The sequence below is a fragment of the Stutzerimonas sp. CXK-1 genome (assembly GCF_057738225.1).
This window is the reverse complement of the sequence record NZ_CM173217.1, coordinates 1,903,321-1,919,944: the sequence shown is the minus strand read 5'-3', so window position 1 is coordinate 1,919,944 and position 16,624 is coordinate 1,903,321. Positions and strand designations below refer to the sequence as shown.

Genomic DNA, 16,624 nt, shown 5'->3' with positions numbered 1-16,624 from the left:
TCAGAGATTCTCGTAGCGATTCATGTCCAGCACGCCGGCCTCTCGCGGCTCGGTCTCCTGCAGGTACGCGGAGAGATCGTGAAAGTACGTCCAGAATTCAGGATGGCTGCGGCGAACGCCCCAACGCTCGACGACTTGATCGAACTCCGCAGCCGAGCGCACGCGCTCCATGGCCTGGACGAACGCGGACACTTCGCCCGCACGTACGGCGAACATGAAATTCGGGTAGCTGCTCAGGATGCCCGGGTAGACGGTCAGCGTATCCAGCTGTGGTTGATAGCGCAGCTCCTCGCCGAACATGAAGGCGACGTTGCTGTGCGCCCGGTTGCGCAACAGGCTGTAGATCTCTCGGCGCCCATCGGCCAACTGCACGCGAATCAGCGTCGCCTCGGGCAGCTGGCCGATGACCGCCATACCTGCCCCGGGCCGTCCACTCAGGCGGCTGAGCGACTGCTCCGCCGCCGCCAGTTCAGCTGTCAGCCCAGCGCGATGACAATGCCCCGCCTCGCATCGATTGATCGGATCGGGGCGAGCGTTGATCGCCGCATAGCGTGCGAGAAGCTGGTGGGCGAAGTCCTCTCTGGGCTTGGCCGCGGCGATCGTCAGGCCGGTTGCGGTCGCCGTGTCGACACGCGTGTAGGCGAGCTTGAGCTTGAGCTGGCCTCCTTGCTGATACCAATCGTCCAGAATTGCCTGGCGTGCTGGCGCCGGCAGCAAACGGAGAAAGTTCAGCTCTGCACCGTTTCGGATGAGATCGAAATACAGCCGCGTCTGCCCCTGATGCGAAACGTTGCCGAATACATCGAAGTTCACCACCAGCTGATAGTAGGTCCGCTCCAGCAAGGGGTAATCCATCCACCACATCGTCTGGGGTACCGCGCCGATCAGGCCTTTGCGTACCGAAGCGCTATCGTGCTGGCGGAAGATCGACAGCAGCGCGTTGTCGTTGCCCTGCCAGATATCCGTCCACTGAGCCGGATGCGCGGCGTAAGCGTCACGCCGAAGCTCCTCGTAGCGATTGCGCTTGCCGCGGTAGGTATTCCAGAACGCCAGCAGGTCACCCAGTTCGTCGAACTGCCCGGGCATTGCAAGCAAGGGTGTCGTGCGCTCGCGAAAGCTCTCGTCGGTCACATAGAGGTCATGCTCCGGGGCCTGGAAGAACACCCAGAAGTTGTCGCGGATCACATCGGTCGCGATCTGCCCGCGGCATACCGGGCCACGGATAAAGGTGCGCACGAAATACTCGGCGTCATCGAGCATGAACTGGTAGCGCGCACGGACCGGAATCGCTGCGAATGCCAGGAACGGGTTGGCCCGGTGCCCGGCACCATACCCAGGCAGCTGCGCAAGCGCCCAGCTATCGTCGAGAAAAAGCTCGCGAACCCGGGCGAGCTTGCGATCGCTCAGCGCATAGGTGATGTGCGTCTTGTGCACGATCACATCAGTGATAGGCCGCAGCCTGTAGAAGAACTGGGTGCCCGGGTCATCGTTCGGCCGACGGCTGGCAATTACATCGACCGGCGCCCCCGATGGGCTGCGTGAGCGCACCAGCTGATAGAACCGCTTACCCGTCGAGTTTTCGAAGTACAGATGGGCAAGGAAGAGATGTTCGTAAAGCCAGCGCGCCACCAGGCGCTGGCGGTTGTCCCCTCCGTTGAGCAGCGCTTCCCATCGCTCGATCTGCACCCGCTCGGCGGGCTCGACTGGCATGTCGGCGACATCGATCGGCGCGCCCTGCTGCAGCCACCGTCGTAGCGTGCCATATTCACCGTCCGTCAAACCCGTCACGGCGAACGGCATGCCCCCATGCAGGGTCCGCTTGGCGTAGGCATCGAACTCGCCCGGGGTTGGGCAGCTGTTCTCGCGCCGGATGCTGACGTCCATGCCCGGTGGAAGCTTCGCGTTTGGCACCAGCGGCTGGCTGCGACCGAGCTTGAGCATACGCATCATCAGCGCCGCCTGTGCGCCCTGCCCGTCCAGCACCGAGATGAAGTCCTTGCGGCGCCAGCCGGCTTCGTCGTGTGCATCGAAGAACAGCCGTGTCGGCTGCTGCGCTCTGCGTCGAGTTCCGTCGTACACCGGCTGCTTGCTGGCACCGCGCTGTGCACCCTCGGCGCTGCCCAGGTTCAGCTGGCACGGAGAGTCGTAGCAGGCATGGCAGGCCACGCACTTGGCGGTAAAGATCGGCTGAATGTCGCGCTGATAGGAAAGCACTTCGGCATGCGCCACGCCGCTGAGCAGACAGAGGCAAAGCAGCCAGAAACGTAAGGGCATGACAGGCCATCCAGAAAGTGAAGCGGCATTGTAGGCCTCCGCTCGAGCGAGCGGCGAGCCTTCTGAACATGAGCAGGATTCATTCGAAAGACGCAGCGGCTAAAAAAACGTACAGCTTTGCTATGATTTGCGTCCTTTTGTCCAGGCTTTACCCAGGTAGTCCAAATGTCCGACCGCGCCGCCCGCCTTCAGGCCCTCCAGCAAGCCCTCCAGGACCGCATCCTGATCCTCGACGGCGGCATGGGCACCATGATCCAGAGCTACAAGCTGGAAGAGTCCGACTACCGCGGCGAGCGTTTCGCTGACTGGCCGAGCGACGTGAAGGGCAACAACGACCTGTTGCTGCTCTCCCGCCCGGACGTCATCCAGGCCATCGAGAAGGCCTATCTCGATGCCGGCGCCGACATTCTGGAAACCAACACCTTCAATGCCACCCGGGTCTCCCAGGCCGACTACGGCATGGAAGAACTGGTCTACGAGCTGAACGTGGAAGGTGCGCGCCTGGCCCGGGAAGTGGCCGACGCCAAGACCGCCGAGACGCCGGATCGCCCGCGTTTCGTCGCCGGCGTGCTCGGCCCGACCAGCCGCACCTGCTCCATCTCCCCGGACGTCAACAACCCCGGCTACCGCAACGTCACCTTCGACCTGCTGGTGGAGAACTACACCGAGGCCACCCGCGGCCTGATCGAGGGCGGCGCCGACCTGATCCTGATCGAAACGATCTTCGACACGCTGAACGCCAAGGCGGCGATCTTCGCCGTGCAGCAGGTATTCGAGGAAGATGGCGTCGAGCTGCCGATCATGATCTCCGGCACCATCACCGACGCCTCCGGCCGCACGCTGTCCGGCCAGACCACCGAGGCGTTCTGGAACTCGGTGCGTCATGCCAAGCCGATCTCCGTGGGCCTGAACTGCGCCCTGGGCGCCAAGGACCTGCGCCCCTATCTGGAGGAGCTGGCGACCAAGGCCGACACCCATGTGTCCGCCCACCCCAACGCCGGCCTGCCCAACGCCTTCGGTGAGTACGACGAAAGCCCGGCAGAAATGGCCGCGGTGGTCGAGGAGTTCGCCGCGTCGGGCTTTCTCAACATCATCGGCGGCTGCTGCGGTACCACACCGGCGCACATCCAGGCGATTGCCGAAGCGGTGACCAAGTACCCGCCGCGCGTGATTCCGGATATTCCCAAGGCCTGCCGGCTCTCGGGCCTGGAGCCCTTCACCATCGACCGCAGCTCGCTGTTCGTCAACGTCGGCGAGCGCACCAACATCACAGGTTCCGCCAAGTTCGCCCGCCTGATCCGCGAGGAGAACTACACCGAGGCGCTGGAGGTCGCCCTGCAGCAGGTGGAAGCCGGCGCCCAGGTGATCGACATCAACATGGACGAGGGCATGCTGGATTCGAAGGCGGCCATGGTCACCTTCCTCAACCTGATCGCCGGCGAGCCGGACATCTCCCGCGTGCCGATCATGATCGACTCCTCCAAGTGGGAAGTGATCGAGGCGGGCCTCAAGTGCATCCAGGGCAAGGGCATCGTCAACTCCATCTCCATGAAGGAAGGTGTCGAGCAGTTCAAGCACCACGCCCACCTGTGCAAGCGCTACGGCGCCGCCGTGGTGGTGATGGCCTTCGACGAAGCCGGCCAGGCCGATACCGCTGCACGCAAGCGCGAAATCTGCCAGCGCAGCTACGACATCCTGGTCAACGAGGTGGGCTTCCCGCCGGAAGACATCATCTTCGACCCGAACATTTTCGCCATCGCCACCGGCATCGAAGAGCACAACAACTACGCGGTCGACTTCATCGACGCCTGCGCCTACATACGCGACCACCTGCCCTACGCGCTGACCTCGGGCGGCGTGTCCAACGTGTCGTTCTCCTTCCGCGGCAACAACCCGGTGCGCGAAGCGATCCACTCGGTGTTCTTGTTCCATGCGATCAAGGCGGGCCTGACCATGGGCATCGTCAACGCCGGCCAATTGGAGATCTATGACGAGATTCCGAAGGAGCTGCGCGACGCGGTCGAGGACGTCGTGCTCAACCGCAGCGCCGGCGGCACCGAGGCGCTGCTGGAAATCGCCGACAAGTACAAGGGCGATGGCTCGGTCAAGGAAGCCGAGACCGAGGAATGGCGCAATCTGCCGGTGGACAAGCGCCTCGAGCACGCGCTGGTCAAGGGCATCACCGCCTTTATCGTGGAGGACACCGAGGAGTGCCGCCAGCAGTGCGCACGCCCCATCGAGGTGATCGAAGGCCCGCTGATGGCCGGCATGAACGTGGTGGGCGATCTGTTCGGCGCCGGCAAGATGTTCCTGCCCCAGGTGGTCAAGTCCGCCCGCGTGATGAAGCAGGCCGTGGCGCACCTGATCCCCTTCATCGAAGCGGAAAAGGGTGACAAGCCGGAAGCCAAGGGCAAGATCCTCATGGCAACCGTCAAGGGCGACGTGCACGACATCGGCAAGAACATCGTCGGCGTGGTGCTCGGCTGCAACGGCTACGACGTGGTCGACATGGGCGTGATGGTGCCGGCCGAGAAGATCCTGCAGACCGCCATCGCCGAGAAGTGCGACATCATCGGCCTGTCCGGGCTGATCACCCCGTCGCTGGACGAGATGGTCCACGTGGCCAAGGAAATGCAGCGCCAGGGCTTCAGCCTGCCGCTGATGATCGGCGGCGCCACCACCTCCAAGGCGCACACCGCGGTGAAGATCGACCCGCAGTACAGCAACGATGCAGTGGTCTATGTCACCGATGCCTCGCGTGCAGTCGGCGTGGCCACCACTCTGCTGTCGAAGGAACTCAAGCCGGCGTTCGTCGACAAGACCCGCGAAGAGTACGCGATGATCCGCGAGCGCACCGCCAACCGCAGTGCGCGCACCGAACGCCTGAGCTACCTCGATGCCATCGCCAACAAGCCGCCGTTCGACTGGAGCGGCTACGCCCCGGTCAAACCGAGCTTCACCGGCCGCCAGGTGCTGGAAGACATCGATCTGCGGACCCTGGTCGACTACATCGACTGGACGCCTTTCTTCATCGCCTGGGACCTGGCCGGCAAGTACCCGCGCATTCTCGAGGACGAAGTGGTTGGCGAAGCGGCCACCTCGCTGTTCAACGACGCCCAGGCCATGCTGAAAAAGCTGATCGACGAGAAGCTGATCCGCGCCCGTGCCGTGTTCGGCTTCTGGCCGGCCAACCAGGTCCAGGACGACGACCTGGAAGTGTACGGTGACAACGGCGAGAAGCTGGCCACCCTGCACCACCTGCGCCAGCAGACCATCAAGCCGGACGCCAAGCCGAACCTGTCGCTGGCTGACTTCGTCGCTCCGAAGAGCACCGGCATCACCGACTATGTGGGCGGTTTCATCTGCACCGCAGGCATCGGTGCCGAGGAGCTGGCCAAGGCCTATCAGGACAAGGGCGACGACTACAACTCGATCATGGTCAAGGCATTGGCCGACCGCCTCGCCGAGGCCTGTGCCGAATGGCTGCATGAGCAGGTGCGCAAGCACTACTGGGGCTATGCGCCGGATGAGCAGCTGAGCAACGAGGAACTGATCCGCGAGCAGTACAAGGGCATCCGCCCTGCCCCCGGTTACCCGGCCTGCCCGGACCACACCGAGAAGGGCACGCTGTTCCAGCTGCTGGATGCCGACGGCATCAGCCAGGTCACCCTCACCGAGCACTACGCCATGCTGCCCACCGCGGCGGTCAGCGGCTGGTACTTCGCCCATCCCGAGGCGCAGTACTTTGCCGTCGGCAAGATCGACAAGGATCAGGTCGAGAGCTATAGCCAGCGCAAGGGCCAGGAGCAGGCCATCAGCGAGCGCTGGCTGATGCCGAACCTGGGCTACGACGCATGAATGACGCCGTGACCCGCTATCTGCTCGACGAACTCGAACAGACCGACATGCTGGAGATCGACGGGCTGCATGCCTGGTCGTTCTCGCTAAACGAAGCCCTGCTCGACCGCGCCGAGGCGGCAGCCGAAGCCGGCGAGCCATTCGAAAGCGACGAGACGGTGGTCGAAATCGAATGCGTCGATGGCCGGCAGAAACGGCGCTGGGCGTTCAGCTACAACACCGTGATGGAGGCGCAGCCGCAAGCCGACGGCAGCTGGCTGCTCGGCCCGGAGCCGGTGCATCGCCTGCGCTGTCAGGCGGCGTACAGCGCCGAAGGCGATGCCTGAACCTCACCGGCGGCCTGTTTCGACGCAGGCCGCCGGCGCGGGCGAAGCCTTCGGCTGCGCCGGGCTGGTCAGCGGCTGCTCGATGTAGCGAAAGCTCAACCAGGCCGCCAACAGCGACAACCCCAGGCACAGCGGAACACGGGTAAGCGTCGGCAGGTGCCCGGCATAGGCCATGGTCAGCAGCCAGACCGGGATATGGCACAGGTAAAGCGAGAACGAAACGTTGCCGATCGCCTCCAGCGGTCGCGACAGGACGCCGAACACCACGTCCTCCGAGAACGCCACAAGCGTGAAACACAGCGCCAGAATCAGTGCCACCGCCGTCCAGCGGAAAGACTCCAACGGCTCGAGGCTGCTGCCCAGAACCGCGGCGGCTAACACGGCAATCAGCGCGACGAGCGCCTTGCGGCCGGTGCCAAGCGAACGGATCTGCGCCTGCACCTCATCGAACGCGGCAAGCGTCGAGAGCTTCCAGAGCGCCAGCCCGATGAACAGCCCATTGACCCTGAACAGCCACGCCGGCTCGAAGGGGTTGGCGACGCTGAACCACAGGATGATTGCGGCAATCGCCGGCCAGAAGAAGCGCCGCAATGTCAGCAACAGCGGAAAGAACAGGTAGAACTGGACCTCGAGCGCGATGGACCAGAAATAGCCGAAGTCGGACTCGTGCAGGCCGTTGAAGACATTGGCCATGAAGAAAGCGGCGCTCGTAGCAACGCCGATCAGCAGGTCGAACCCGTAAGGGCCAATGCCGCTCCCCTGCTCCACCAGCGCCAACAGCAGCACTGTCGCCGCCCAGAACCAGGTCGGCGCCAGTACACGGCGGATTCGCTTGCAATAGAAGCGGTACACCGCGCGCAGCTCGAAGCCGTCCTGTTTGCGCAGGAAGGTCGCGCCCATCAGAAAGCCCGAGATGATGAAGAACAGATCCACGCCGACGCCGGGCAGGACGTGCTGCATGAGCCTGTCCCAACCTTGTGCCTGCTCGCCGACCAACATCACCGAGCCATGGGCAAACAACACCAGGACGATAGCCAGCCCACGTAGAAACTGAATGTTGCGGTTCTTTGCCTGCGCCTGATGCGGGTGCTGCGGGTTGTCGGCCTCGGTCATGCAGATTCCGTACGTCTTCTCCGGTCGGCGATACATCGCTCGCACGTCGTAGCTGCAGACCGGGCCGCCGGCCGATCGTTCCGCCGTGCAACCGCCTGGCGACCAGCCGCCGGCATCAGCTATCGGCGGCGTCCGGCGAATGAAGCAGCAACAGCACGATAGCCAGCACCACCAGCACGCTTCCCGGCAGCCAGGTCCAGCTGATCCGCGCCGGATGCTGGATGAACAGCACGATCATGGAGACAAAGGGCACCAGATAGCTGTACGCCGTCACTGCGCCAGGCGTCAGCGTCGCGGTAGCACGTTGCTGCAGGAAGAAGGTCATGGCGCTGGAGAACAAGCCCAGGTAGATGACCAGGCCAAGGTCGGCCAGGCGCAGGCGCAGCAGCGCCGCCGGGGATTCCCACACCATCCCCATCAGTCCGATCAGCAGCGCGCCGGCGGCCAGGCTCCAGAACGTACGCAACCCGGCCTGCCTCGGCAGCCGGCCATGCGCCAGCCCCCACTTGGTCAGCACCGGATACAGCGCCGACGCCACGCAGCCAAGAAAGAAACCGACCTCGCCCAGGCCGATCCGCATGCCGGTGAAGTCACCGCCGTTCTCCGCCCAGGCCAGCCCTAGCGCGCCCAGCGCACCGAGTGCCAGGATCGCCAGCAGCCGCCCAGCGCGTTGCTCGACAGCGAGTAGGCGGCCCAGGCAGTAGGCCAACAGTGGAACGCTGACGAACAGAGTCGCCATCGACAATGCAGTGATCCGGTGCGCCGCCCAGAACATGGTGCCGAAGAAGCCCGCCAGGCACAGGCCCATCGCGCCATAAAGCGCCAGCGTTCCCGCTGCTGGCCAGGCATCGCTCTGCCGCCAGGCCAGCGGCATCAGCGCGACGGCGGCGACGGTGAAACGCATGGCCGTCAGCAGCAAGGGCGGCAGCCCCTCGCTGAGCAGGCCCACTGCCGGAAACGACAGCCCGACGAAGGCCGCCCACAGCAACATGCCCAGATGCGCGCGCAGCCGCGCGGTGCCCGGGCCGCTCATGCCAGCCCTCCGCCTGTCTGAAGCGAAGCGTTGACCATGCGAAGGGTGCGATGAAAATGGCGAAACAAGCAGAACTCCCCGGACAGCGACCCCGCCTTACTGCGGAGCCTGCCGACGAATGACCCTGATCCGGTACTTGAGGTTCGGTTTGCGCGTCACGCTGATGGCCCGACGGGTCACCGTATCGAGCGTGATGTTCCAGAAGCCGGCACTCGGCACGCGGATGCGCGCGGGAAAGCGGTCGAAGGCACCACCGACATAGCTGTGCCGCCCGCCATTCTTGAATGCACGGAAGTTCTTGTCGTTCATCAGGCGGACGTTGCAAGGCTGGTCGCACTCGATCACGACAAGGTCATCCTCATCGAGGTGTTCGCGCTGGTGGATGAATTTCATGGCGGCCCTATGGTTCCGAGGCAGGGGGCGAGACGATAGCATGATGCCCCCGCCGGATTCGCCGGCCCGCTGCCAGGAGTGCTCCATGACCGCGCCCGTTGACGCCAGCCGCTCGATCGCTCGGACGGCCACGCGCTGCGGCTTCTTCATGGCTGGTTTCGGGCTCGCCGTCTGGGCACCGCTGGTGCCCTACGTTCGCGAGCGGATCGAGATGAGCGATGCACTGTTCGGCGTTCTTCTGCTGTGCATCGGCATCGGCTCGCTCAGCTGGATGCCGTTGTCCGGGCTGCTGGTATCGCGCCTGGGCATACGGCCGGTGGTACTCGGCGCGGTTGCCCTGCTCGGCGTTGCCTTGGTCGGCATGGCGCTCGCCGACTCGGTCTGGCTCATGGCGCTGGCCCTGTTCTGCTTTGGCGGCAGCCTGGGGGTGATCGACGTGGTGTTGAACATCCAGTCGGTGCTGGTCGAAACGGCAGTCGGTCGCCGCATGATGTCGAATTTCCACGGCATGTTCAGCCTGGGCGCCATCGTTGGCGCGCTGGCGATGACGTTGCAACTGAGCATGGGTCTGTCGGCCGAATTCGGCACGCTGAGCATGACCGCCGTGGTGGTGATCGCCAATCTTTCGGTTGCCCGCGGCTTCCTGCCCGACCGCGCGCCAGGTGGCGGCCTCGCCTTCGTGCGCCCGCGCGGCCTGGTGCTGCTGGCCGGCCTGCTCTGCTTCGCCGTGTATCTCGCCGAGGGTGCCGTGCTGGACTGGAGCGCGCTCTATCTCACGGGAGAAAAGAGCCTGGAGGTCTCCCTGGGCGGGCTCGGTTACGCCGCCTATACGCTGATGGTGACGATCGCTCGCTTTGGTGGCGCGCCAGTGATCAACCGTCTGGGCCCGGCACGCGTCATCGCCCTGGGTGGACTGGTAGCTGCCCTGGGCATCGCCCTCACGCTGAGCACCACTAGCTGGCCGTTGGCGCTGCTGGGCTACGGCCTCTGCGGGCTGGGATGTGCCAACGTCGCGCCCGTGCTGATCTCGTCGCTGAGCCGGCAGACCATCATGCCAATGCACACCGCCGTGACGGTCGCCACCACCATTGGCTTCGCCGGCGTGCTCGCAGGCCCCGCCTTGATGGGGGTGGTCGCGCAGCTGTTCTCGCTCGGTGCGGCGTTCTTCATGCTCATGCTCCTGCTGCTTGGCATCATCCCGGCCAGCCGTCGTTTCAGCGACTGAGCGCACCGCCGGCGCTGCCCTTTACGCCCGCGCATCGCTAGAATGCGCGCCCTATGCAGATCCAAGACATTCACCAGCAGTTCGCCGCTGCCGGCGCCAAGCCGCGCCATATCGGGCGCATGACGCGCGCCTGGCTGCTTGGCCGCGATATTTCCATCGGCCGCCGCCAGCAGCAGGCAGAGGACTTTCTGCCGCTCAGCGTGCGCGAGGCGCTGCCAGCGCTCCAGGCGAGCCTGGACGGGCTCGTACGCCTGCGCTCCGAACACCCGGGCGCCGACGGTTCGGCGCGCCTGCTGGTGGAGCTGGGCGACGGGCAGATGGTGGAGAGCGTGCTGTTGCCGCGCGATGGCCTGTGCGTGTCCAGCCAGGTCGGTTGCGCGGTCGGCTGCGTGTTCTGCATGACCGGCAAGAGCGGCCTGCTACGCCAGCTCGGCAGTGCCGAGATCGTTGCCCAGGTCGCCTTGGCGCGGCGCTTCCGCCCGGTGAAGAAAGTCGTGTTCATGGGCATGGGCGAGCCGGCGCACAATCTCGACAACGTGCTCGAAGCCATCGACCTGCTCGGCACCGACGGCGGCATTGGCCACAAGAACCTGGTGTTCTCCACGGTCGGCGACCCGCGGGTGTTCGAACGCCTGCCCGCGCAACGGGTCAAGCCGGCCCTGGCGTTGTCGCTGCATACCACCGACGCCGCGCTGCGCCAGGCATTGCTGCCGCGCGCGCCGCGCATCGACCCGGCCGAGCTGGTCGAACTGGGCGAGCGCTATGCCCGCACCGTCGGCTATCCGATCCAGTACCAATGGACGCTGCTGGCCGGCATCAACGACAGCCAACAGGAAATGGACGCGCTGCTGCACCTGCTGGCCGGCAAGTTCGCCGTGCTCAACCTGATTCCCTACAACAGCCTGGAAGACGACCAGTACCAGCGGCCACAGGGCGAGCGCATCGTACAGATCGTGCGCTACCTGCATAGCCGCGGCGTACTGACCAAGGTGCGCAATTCCGCGGGCCAGGACGTCGATGGCGGTTGCGGGCAGCTGCGTGCCCGGGCCGAACTCGCGCTCGGGCGCCGGCGAGCGGAACGCAGCGTGCCTGGGGCTGTCCCAGCCCGGTAACCGAAGCCGACGGCGGCGCGTATTTCATCCTGGCAAGGAAGCAGGCATGCACAGTCTCGAACAGTTGCGTCGCGGAGAGCTGGCAGGCGCCAGGCGTCTCGATCTCTCGGCAGGATTGACCCATTTTCCCGAAGAAATCTACGCGCTGGCGGACACGCTCGAAGTACTCAACCTGAGCGGCAATCAGCTCGACACCCTGCCGGCCGATCTGTCGCGCCTGCATCGGCTGCGCATCCTGTTCTGCTCGGACAACGGCTTCCGGGAGCTGCCCGAGTGCCTCGGGGATTGCCAAAGGCTGGAAATGGTCGGCTTCAAGGCCAACCGCATCGAGCGGGTCCCGGCGGCCGCGCTACCACCATCGCTGCGCTGGCTGATCCTGACCGACAACCACATCGAGGAGCTGCCGTCAGCGCTAGGGCTACGTGCGAATCTGCAGAAGCTCATGCTCGCCGGTAACCGGCTGAGCGCCTTGCCAGAAGCGCTCGCCGACTGCGATCGCCTGGAGCTGCTGCGCATCGCCGCCAACCGCTTGCCGGCGCTGCCGGACTGGTTGTTGGAACTGCCGAACCTTGCCTGGCTGGCATTCGGCGGCAACCCACCGAGCGATCGCCTCGAACAGCTGGCACAGGCCCATGCCGCTACGCGCGCGATTGAGCCCAAGCATCTTCGCCTTGGCGCCGTGCTGGGCGAGGGGGCGTCGGGCGTGGTCCAACGCGCCGACTGGCATCCGGATGATGGTCCGGGGCGGCCCGTGGCGCTCAAGCGCTTCAAGGGTGCCGTGACCAGCGATGGGCTACCGCGTAGCGAGATGGCCGCCTGCATCGCCGCCGGCCCGCATCCGCACCTGTTACCGGTCATCGCGCCGCTCGCCAGTCCGGCAGAGCCGGCATTGCTGATGGAGCTGCTCGACCCACGCTACGCGGCGCTTGCCGCCCCGCCTTCGTTCGCCAGCTGCACGCGCGACTGTTATGCCGAGGGTCGCGGCTTCACCGCCGCCCAGGTCGTGCGCATCGCCAGTGCGGCTGCCTCGGCGGTGGCCCACCTGCATCGCCGCGGCATCCTGCACGGCGATCTGTACGCCCATAATCTGCTCGTCGACGAGAGCGGTGATTGCCGGCTCAGCGATTTCGGAGCAGCCTCGTTTTTCGATCCCTCCGGTCCGCAAGGCGGCGCACTGCAGCGCCTGGAGGCTCGTGCGTTCGGTCACCTGCTCGATGAATTGCTGCTTCGGCTCGAACCCGACCACGACCTCGCCACCCTTGCCCTTCTGCGCGACCAATGCCTGGCCACGGAGCCTATGCAGCGGCCGGATTTCCAAACGCTCGAAGCGCGGATCGCCGCGCTTCGCCATGACCTGGACGATCACTGATGGAATCACCCCAACCCGGCCGCGATGAGCAGGCGCCCTACCCTTCGCCCTTCGGCGCGGATGCCGTGCGGCAGGACGCATTCACGCAGGGCCTGTTGGAGCGTCTGCCCGAGCACCTGCGCGACTCGTTCAGCGACGAACAGCTCGAAGCCTTGCGCGGCATCTTCGGGACACGATCTTGGGTCCGCCACCGTCTCGACCTGCGCGGCACGCTGAAGCTGTTCGGCAACCACTACTATTTCGCGATCCTCGCCGGGCGCAACAAACGCAACCTGTCGCGCCCCCAGCAAAATCTCTCGCTGGCGGCCAAGGCGGCGCTGATCACGCTCTTCCTCGTGTTCTCGGCAGCTGTCGGCCTGGTGATCCTCTATCTGCTCAAATCCGCGCTGGGCATCGACCTGATTCCCGGCTTCTCCTTTGGTTTGTGGGACTGGTTCAAGGCCAACCTCTAGGCGGCCGTGGCGTCGCTCGCAGCAGCGAGTGCCTTCGCGGTTGATCCGCATCAAACAGCAGCCGCCAACGCAGGCGAAGAATGCAGAGGCTCTGAAGTTCCGAGGGCTTCTGACAGGAGGTTCTGCAATGAACGATGCTGCAAACAAACCCGTGGCAGGTGAAGAGAAAAAGGCCGCCCCACCGGCCACCCACGAACCCTGGCGCCCATTCGAAAGCCTGCGCCGCCAGGTCGACCGGCTGTTTGACGACTTCGATCTGTCCTGGCACCGCCCCTTGGCCAGGACCGGCGTCGAAACCGGGCCATTCTGGCAAAGCGGGCTGGCACGGCTACCGGCCGTCGACGTTGTCGAAAAGGACGACGCCTTCGAGATCAGCGCAGAGTTGCCAGGCATGGATGAGAAGGATGTCGAGGTCAAGCTGAGCGGAAACACGCTCACCATCAAGGGTGAGAAGCGCCAGGAACGCAAGGAGGAAAAGCAGGGCTACTACCTGTCCGAGCGCTCGTACGGCAGCTTTCAGCGCAGCTTCAACGTCCCCGACTCGGTCGAGAAGGACAAGATACAGGCCAGGTTCAACAAGGGCGTGCTGATGCTCAGCATGCCGAAGAAGCCGGGTGCTGCAGACGGTGAGCGGACCATCGCAGTCAGCAAGGATTGACCTGCCCTGGCGGGACGCCCTGCGCCCCGCCTTCCCCGCTCCTGCGCTCTCCAGCGGATCGACTAGACTCCCGGAAAACCGTCATCGCGAGGTTGCCGTGGACGAACAACGAGATCGCCCGCTTACCCTTCGCCAGACCTTGCTCAGCGTCCTGGCTGCAGCACTGGGCGTACAGAGTGGCAAGAACCGGGCACGCGATTTTCAGCATGGCAAACCCAGCCATTTCATCGTGATCGGCCTGATTTTTACCGTCGCCTTCGTGCTCGTGATTCTCGGCGTGGTCAAACTGGTGATCCACCTGGCCGGCGTCTAGCGACGCCTCACTGATGGCTGACCCAGAACACCGCCGTGCCGACCGCCAGAAGGATCAGTATGAAGATGGCTGCAGCATCCGCCAGGCTGTCTTGTTGGTGCGGTCCGATTCGTCTCATCACCCTTTCCTCACGGCTGTTTCGCTTGCGCTTTCCTGCAGTCAAGAACAGCTCGGCAAGCGCGGCAAGGGGCACGCCGGATTTGCTCGACGAACGGGCTTCAGGTTCTAAACATATTCCCAAACATCACTTTTGCGCATAACCGCTTGCTGGTATCTTGCCGCCCCTACCTGAAATGGGTGCGCGCAGCCGTGCCCGCTGGAAGCTGTAGCAGCCTGCACACAGGACACGTCATGTACGTTTACGACCAGTACGACCAACACATCATCGAAGATCGCGTGCGGCAGTTCCGCGATCAGACTCGCCGCTACCTGAGCGGCGAGTTGGGTGGTGAGGAATATCGCCCCCTGCGCCTGCAGAACGGCCTCTATATCCAGCGTTACGCACCCATGCTGCGCATCGCTGTTCCCTACGGTCTGCTGTCGTCCACCCAGTTGCGCAAACTGGCCTACATCGCACGTCACTACGACAAGGGCTATGCGCACATCAGTACGCGGACCAACGTCCAGTTCAACTGGCCGGAGCTCGAGGAAGTCCCGGAGATTCTCGCCGAGCTGGCAACCGTACAGATGCACGCGATCCAGACCAGCGGCAACTGCATCCGCAACACCACCACCGACCAGTTCGCCGGCGTCGCCCGTGACGAGCTGATCGACCCGCGCCCCTGGTGCGAAATCATTCGCCAATGGTCGACCTTCCACCCCGAGTTCGCCTTCCTGCCACGCAAGTTCAAGATTGCGGTCAACGGGGCGGTCAGCGATCGCGCCGCCATCGAAGTGCATGACATCGGCCTGGAAGCGGTGAAAAATGCCGCCGGCGAGCTGGGCTTCCGCGTCTCGGTTGGCGGCGGCTTGGGCCGTACCCCGATCGTCGGCAGTTTCATCAACGAATTCCTGCCCTGGCAGCACCTGCTGACCTATCTCGATGCGATCCTGCGGGTCTACAACCGCTACGGCCGCCGCGACAACAAGTTCAAGGCGCGCATCAAGATTCTGGTCAAGGCGCTGACGCCGGAGGTCTTCGCCGAGCGCGTGGAAGCCGAGTGGGCACATCTGAAGGATGGGCCGGCAACCCTTACCGATGAGGAAGTCCAGCGCGTCAGCCGCTTCTTCGTCGACCCGGCCTACCGCGATCTGGCCGACCAGGACGCGGAACTGGCGCGCCTGGATGCCGAGCATCCCGGCTTCGCCCGCTGGCGCACACGCAACGTGGTTGCGCACAAGAAGCCCGGCTATGCCGCCGTCACCCTGTCGCTGAAGAAGACGGGCGTCGCCCCCGGCGATGTGACCGACAAGCAGCTCGAAGCCATCGCCGACCTGGCCGATCGCTACAGCTTCGGCGAGGTGCGCAACTCCCACGAGCAGAACATGATTCTCGCCGACGTCGAACAGGCGAAGCTGTTCGAGTTGTGGCAGGAACTGCGCGAACTGGGCCTGGCGACGCCGAACATCGGCCTGCTGACCGACATCATCTGCTGCCCGGGCGGCGACTTCTGTTCGCTGGCCAATGCCAAGTCGATTCCAATCGCCGAGGCGATTCAGCGTCGCTTCGACGACCTGGACTACCTGTTCGACATCGGCAACCTGGACCTGAACATCTCCGGTTGCATGAATGCCTGTGGCCATCACCACGTCGGCCACATCGGCATTCTCGGCGTCGACAAGAAGGGCGCGGAGTTCTACCAGGTCTCGCTCGGCGGCAGTTCCGGGCGCGACGCCAGCCTGGGGCAGATTCTCGGTCCGTCCTTTGCCCAGGACGCCATGCCGGACGTGATCGAAAAAATCATCAACGTCTACGTGGAGCAGCGCACCGAAGATGAGCAGTTTATCGACACCTTCCGTCGCATCGGTATCGAGCCTTTCAAGGAGCGCGTCTATGCAGCGAATCATTAAGGGCGACCAGGTCGTCGACGAAACCTGGCATCTGCTGCCCAAGGAACAGACGCTTGACGACCTGTCCAACTGTGACGATATCATCGTGCCGCTGAGCCTCTGGCTGGACCATGCACACGCGCTCAAGGCGCGTGACGGCGGGCTGGGCGTCTGGCTGGATTCGGACGAGCCGGTGGAAGAGATTGCCGAAGACCTGCAGCACTTTCAGGTCATCGCACTGAACTTCCCCAGCTTCACCGACGGGCGTCATTACTCCAGCGCTCGCCTGCTGCGCGAGCGCTACGGTTTCAAGGGCGAGATCCGCGCGATCGGCGATGTACTGCGCGATCAGCTGTTCTACCTGCGCCGCTGCGGTTTCGACGCCTTCGCCATTCGCGCCGACCGTGACCCCTACGACGCCCTTCAGGGCTTGAAGGACTTCTCGGTCGCCTATCAGGCTGCCGCCGACGAGCCCATGCCGTTGTTCCGCCGCCGCCAGGCCTGAGCAG

Annotated in this window: 14 protein-coding genes; 10 read left to right on the top strand and 4 right to left on the bottom strand. The window is 64.5% G+C overall.

All coding sequences use genetic code 11. The features are described 5' to 3' along the window. Nucleotides 1-2,274, bottom strand: a complete 2,274-nt coding sequence (locus AC0KXH_RS09065; RefSeq protein ID WP_312762151.1) for a fatty acid cis/trans isomerase — start codon at nt 2,272-2,274, stop codon at nt 1-3. Between the two features lie 165 nt (nt 2,275-2,439). Here AC0KXH_RS09065 and metH point away from each other — a divergent pair, with 165 nt between their 5' ends. Beyond that, nucleotides 2,440-6,132 (top strand): methionine synthase, encoded by a 3,693-nt coding sequence (gene metH / locus AC0KXH_RS09060; RefSeq protein WP_488224536.1) that lies wholly within the window; start codon nt 2,440-2,442, stop codon nt 6,130-6,132. Continuing rightward, on the top strand, nt 6,129-6,458 hold the full coding sequence (locus AC0KXH_RS09055) for a DUF5629 family protein (RefSeq protein ID WP_488224535.1): 330 nt from the start codon (nt 6,129-6,131) through the stop codon (nt 6,456-6,458). Before metH ends, AC0KXH_RS09055 begins: the two co-directional genes overlap by 4 nt. A 3-nt stretch (nt 6,459-6,461) precedes the next feature. Here AC0KXH_RS09055 and AC0KXH_RS09050 read toward each other — a convergent pair whose 3' ends face one another. The 3 genes from AC0KXH_RS09050 to AC0KXH_RS09040 all read right to left on the bottom strand — a co-directional run bounded on the left by AC0KXH_RS09050 (nt 6,462) and on the right by AC0KXH_RS09040 (nt 8,997). After that, nucleotides 6,462-7,571: an acyltransferase family protein gene (locus tag AC0KXH_RS09050; RefSeq protein WP_488224534.1), complete on the bottom strand. Its 1,110-nt coding sequence runs from the start codon at nt 7,569-7,571 to the stop codon at nt 6,462-6,464. Nucleotides 7,572-7,686: 115 nt separating this feature from the next. Next, on the bottom strand, nt 7,687-8,604 hold the full coding sequence (locus AC0KXH_RS09045) for a DMT family transporter (RefSeq protein ID WP_488224533.1): 918 nt from the start codon (nt 8,602-8,604) through the stop codon (nt 7,687-7,689). A gap of 96 nt (nt 8,605-8,700) precedes the next feature. Further along, a complete protein-coding gene (locus AC0KXH_RS09040) occupies nt 8,701-8,997 on the bottom strand; it encodes a DUF1883 domain-containing protein (RefSeq protein ID WP_041105638.1) in 297 nt (98 codons plus the stop codon). A gap of 85 nt (nt 8,998-9,082) precedes the next feature. Here AC0KXH_RS09040 and AC0KXH_RS09035 point away from each other — a divergent pair, with 85 nt between their 5' ends. From AC0KXH_RS09035 to AC0KXH_RS09000, 8 genes are all read left to right on the top strand, one after another. Continuing rightward, nucleotides 9,083-10,222, top strand: a complete 1,140-nt coding sequence (locus tag AC0KXH_RS09035; RefSeq protein WP_488224532.1) for an MFS transporter — start codon at nt 9,083-9,085, stop codon at nt 10,220-10,222. A 53-nt stretch (nt 10,223-10,275) separates the two neighbouring features. Beyond that, nucleotides 10,276-11,334, top strand: a complete 1,059-nt coding sequence (locus AC0KXH_RS09030; protein ID WP_213150611.1) for an RNA methyltransferase — start codon at nt 10,276-10,278, stop codon at nt 11,332-11,334. A 46-nt stretch (nt 11,335-11,380) separates the two neighbouring features. Further along, the gene (locus AC0KXH_RS09025; protein ID WP_488224531.1) at nt 11,381-12,703 is read left to right on the top strand and encodes a leucine-rich repeat-containing protein kinase family protein; all 1,323 of its coding nucleotides are present in this window, start codon (nt 11,381-11,383) and stop codon (nt 12,701-12,703) included. Next, nucleotides 12,703-13,155: a hypothetical protein gene (locus tag AC0KXH_RS09020; protein WP_043220014.1), complete on the top strand. Its 453-nt coding sequence runs from the start codon at nt 12,703-12,705 to the stop codon at nt 13,153-13,155. Before AC0KXH_RS09025 ends, AC0KXH_RS09020 begins: the two co-directional genes overlap by 1 nt. A gap of 127 nt (nt 13,156-13,282) precedes the next feature. Next, on the top strand, nt 13,283-13,813 hold the full coding sequence (locus tag AC0KXH_RS09015; protein WP_043220013.1) for an Hsp20/alpha crystallin family protein: 531 nt from the start codon (nt 13,283-13,285) through the stop codon (nt 13,811-13,813). A 97-nt stretch (nt 13,814-13,910) separates the two neighbouring features. Next, nucleotides 13,911-14,126 (top strand): DUF2970 domain-containing protein, encoded by a 216-nt coding sequence (locus AC0KXH_RS09010; RefSeq protein ID WP_165563489.1) that lies wholly within the window; start codon nt 13,911-13,913, stop codon nt 14,124-14,126. 351 nt (nt 14,127-14,477) lie between these two features. After that, nucleotides 14,478-16,136, top strand: coding sequence for a nitrite/sulfite reductase (locus AC0KXH_RS09005; RefSeq protein ID WP_488224530.1), 1,659 nt, complete (start codon nt 14,478-14,480; stop codon nt 16,134-16,136). After that, nucleotides 16,120-16,620, top strand: coding sequence for a DUF934 domain-containing protein (locus AC0KXH_RS09000; RefSeq protein ID WP_488224529.1), 501 nt, complete (start codon nt 16,120-16,122; stop codon nt 16,618-16,620). The genes AC0KXH_RS09005 and AC0KXH_RS09000 overlap by 17 nt, the downstream gene beginning before the upstream one ends. The last annotated feature ends 4 nt before the right edge of the window (nt 16,621-16,624 follow it).

Bases quoted from the DNA above. Each gene is read 5' to 3' on its own strand.
- AC0KXH_RS09035 (WP_488224532.1), top strand. From the start codon at position 9,083: ATGACCGCGCCCGTTGACGCCAGCCGCTCGATCGCTCGGACGGCCACG.
- AC0KXH_RS09045 (WP_488224533.1), bottom strand. From the start codon at position 8,604: ATGAGCGGCCCGGGCACCGCGCGGCTGCGCGCGCATCTGGGCATGTTG.
- AC0KXH_RS09040 (WP_041105638.1), bottom strand. From the start codon at position 8,997: ATGAAATTCATCCACCAGCGCGAACACCTCGATGAGGATGACCTTGTC.
- AC0KXH_RS09030 (WP_213150611.1), top strand. From the start codon at position 10,276: ATGCAGATCCAAGACATTCACCAGCAGTTCGCCGCTGCCGGCGCCAAG.
- metH (WP_488224536.1), top strand. From the start codon at position 2,440: ATGTCCGACCGCGCCGCCCGCCTTCAGGCCCTCCAGCAAGCCCTCCAG.
- AC0KXH_RS09020 (WP_043220014.1), top strand. From the start codon at position 12,703: ATGGAATCACCCCAACCCGGCCGCGATGAGCAGGCGCCCTACCCTTCG.
- AC0KXH_RS09050 (WP_488224534.1), bottom strand. From the start codon at position 7,571: ATGACCGAGGCCGACAACCCGCAGCACCCGCATCAGGCGCAGGCAAAG.
- AC0KXH_RS09015 (WP_043220013.1), top strand. From the start codon at position 13,283: ATGAACGATGCTGCAAACAAACCCGTGGCAGGTGAAGAGAAAAAGGCC.
- AC0KXH_RS09065 (WP_312762151.1), bottom strand. From the start codon at position 2,274: ATGCCCTTACGTTTCTGGCTGCTTTGCCTCTGTCTGCTCAGCGGCGTG.
- AC0KXH_RS09000 (WP_488224529.1), top strand. From the start codon at position 16,120: ATGCAGCGAATCATTAAGGGCGACCAGGTCGTCGACGAAACCTGGCAT.
- AC0KXH_RS09005 (WP_488224530.1), top strand. From the start codon at position 14,478: ATGTACGTTTACGACCAGTACGACCAACACATCATCGAAGATCGCGTG.
- AC0KXH_RS09055 (WP_488224535.1), top strand. From the start codon at position 6,129: ATGAATGACGCCGTGACCCGCTATCTGCTCGACGAACTCGAACAGACC.
- AC0KXH_RS09025 (WP_488224531.1), top strand. From the start codon at position 11,381: ATGCACAGTCTCGAACAGTTGCGTCGCGGAGAGCTGGCAGGCGCCAGG.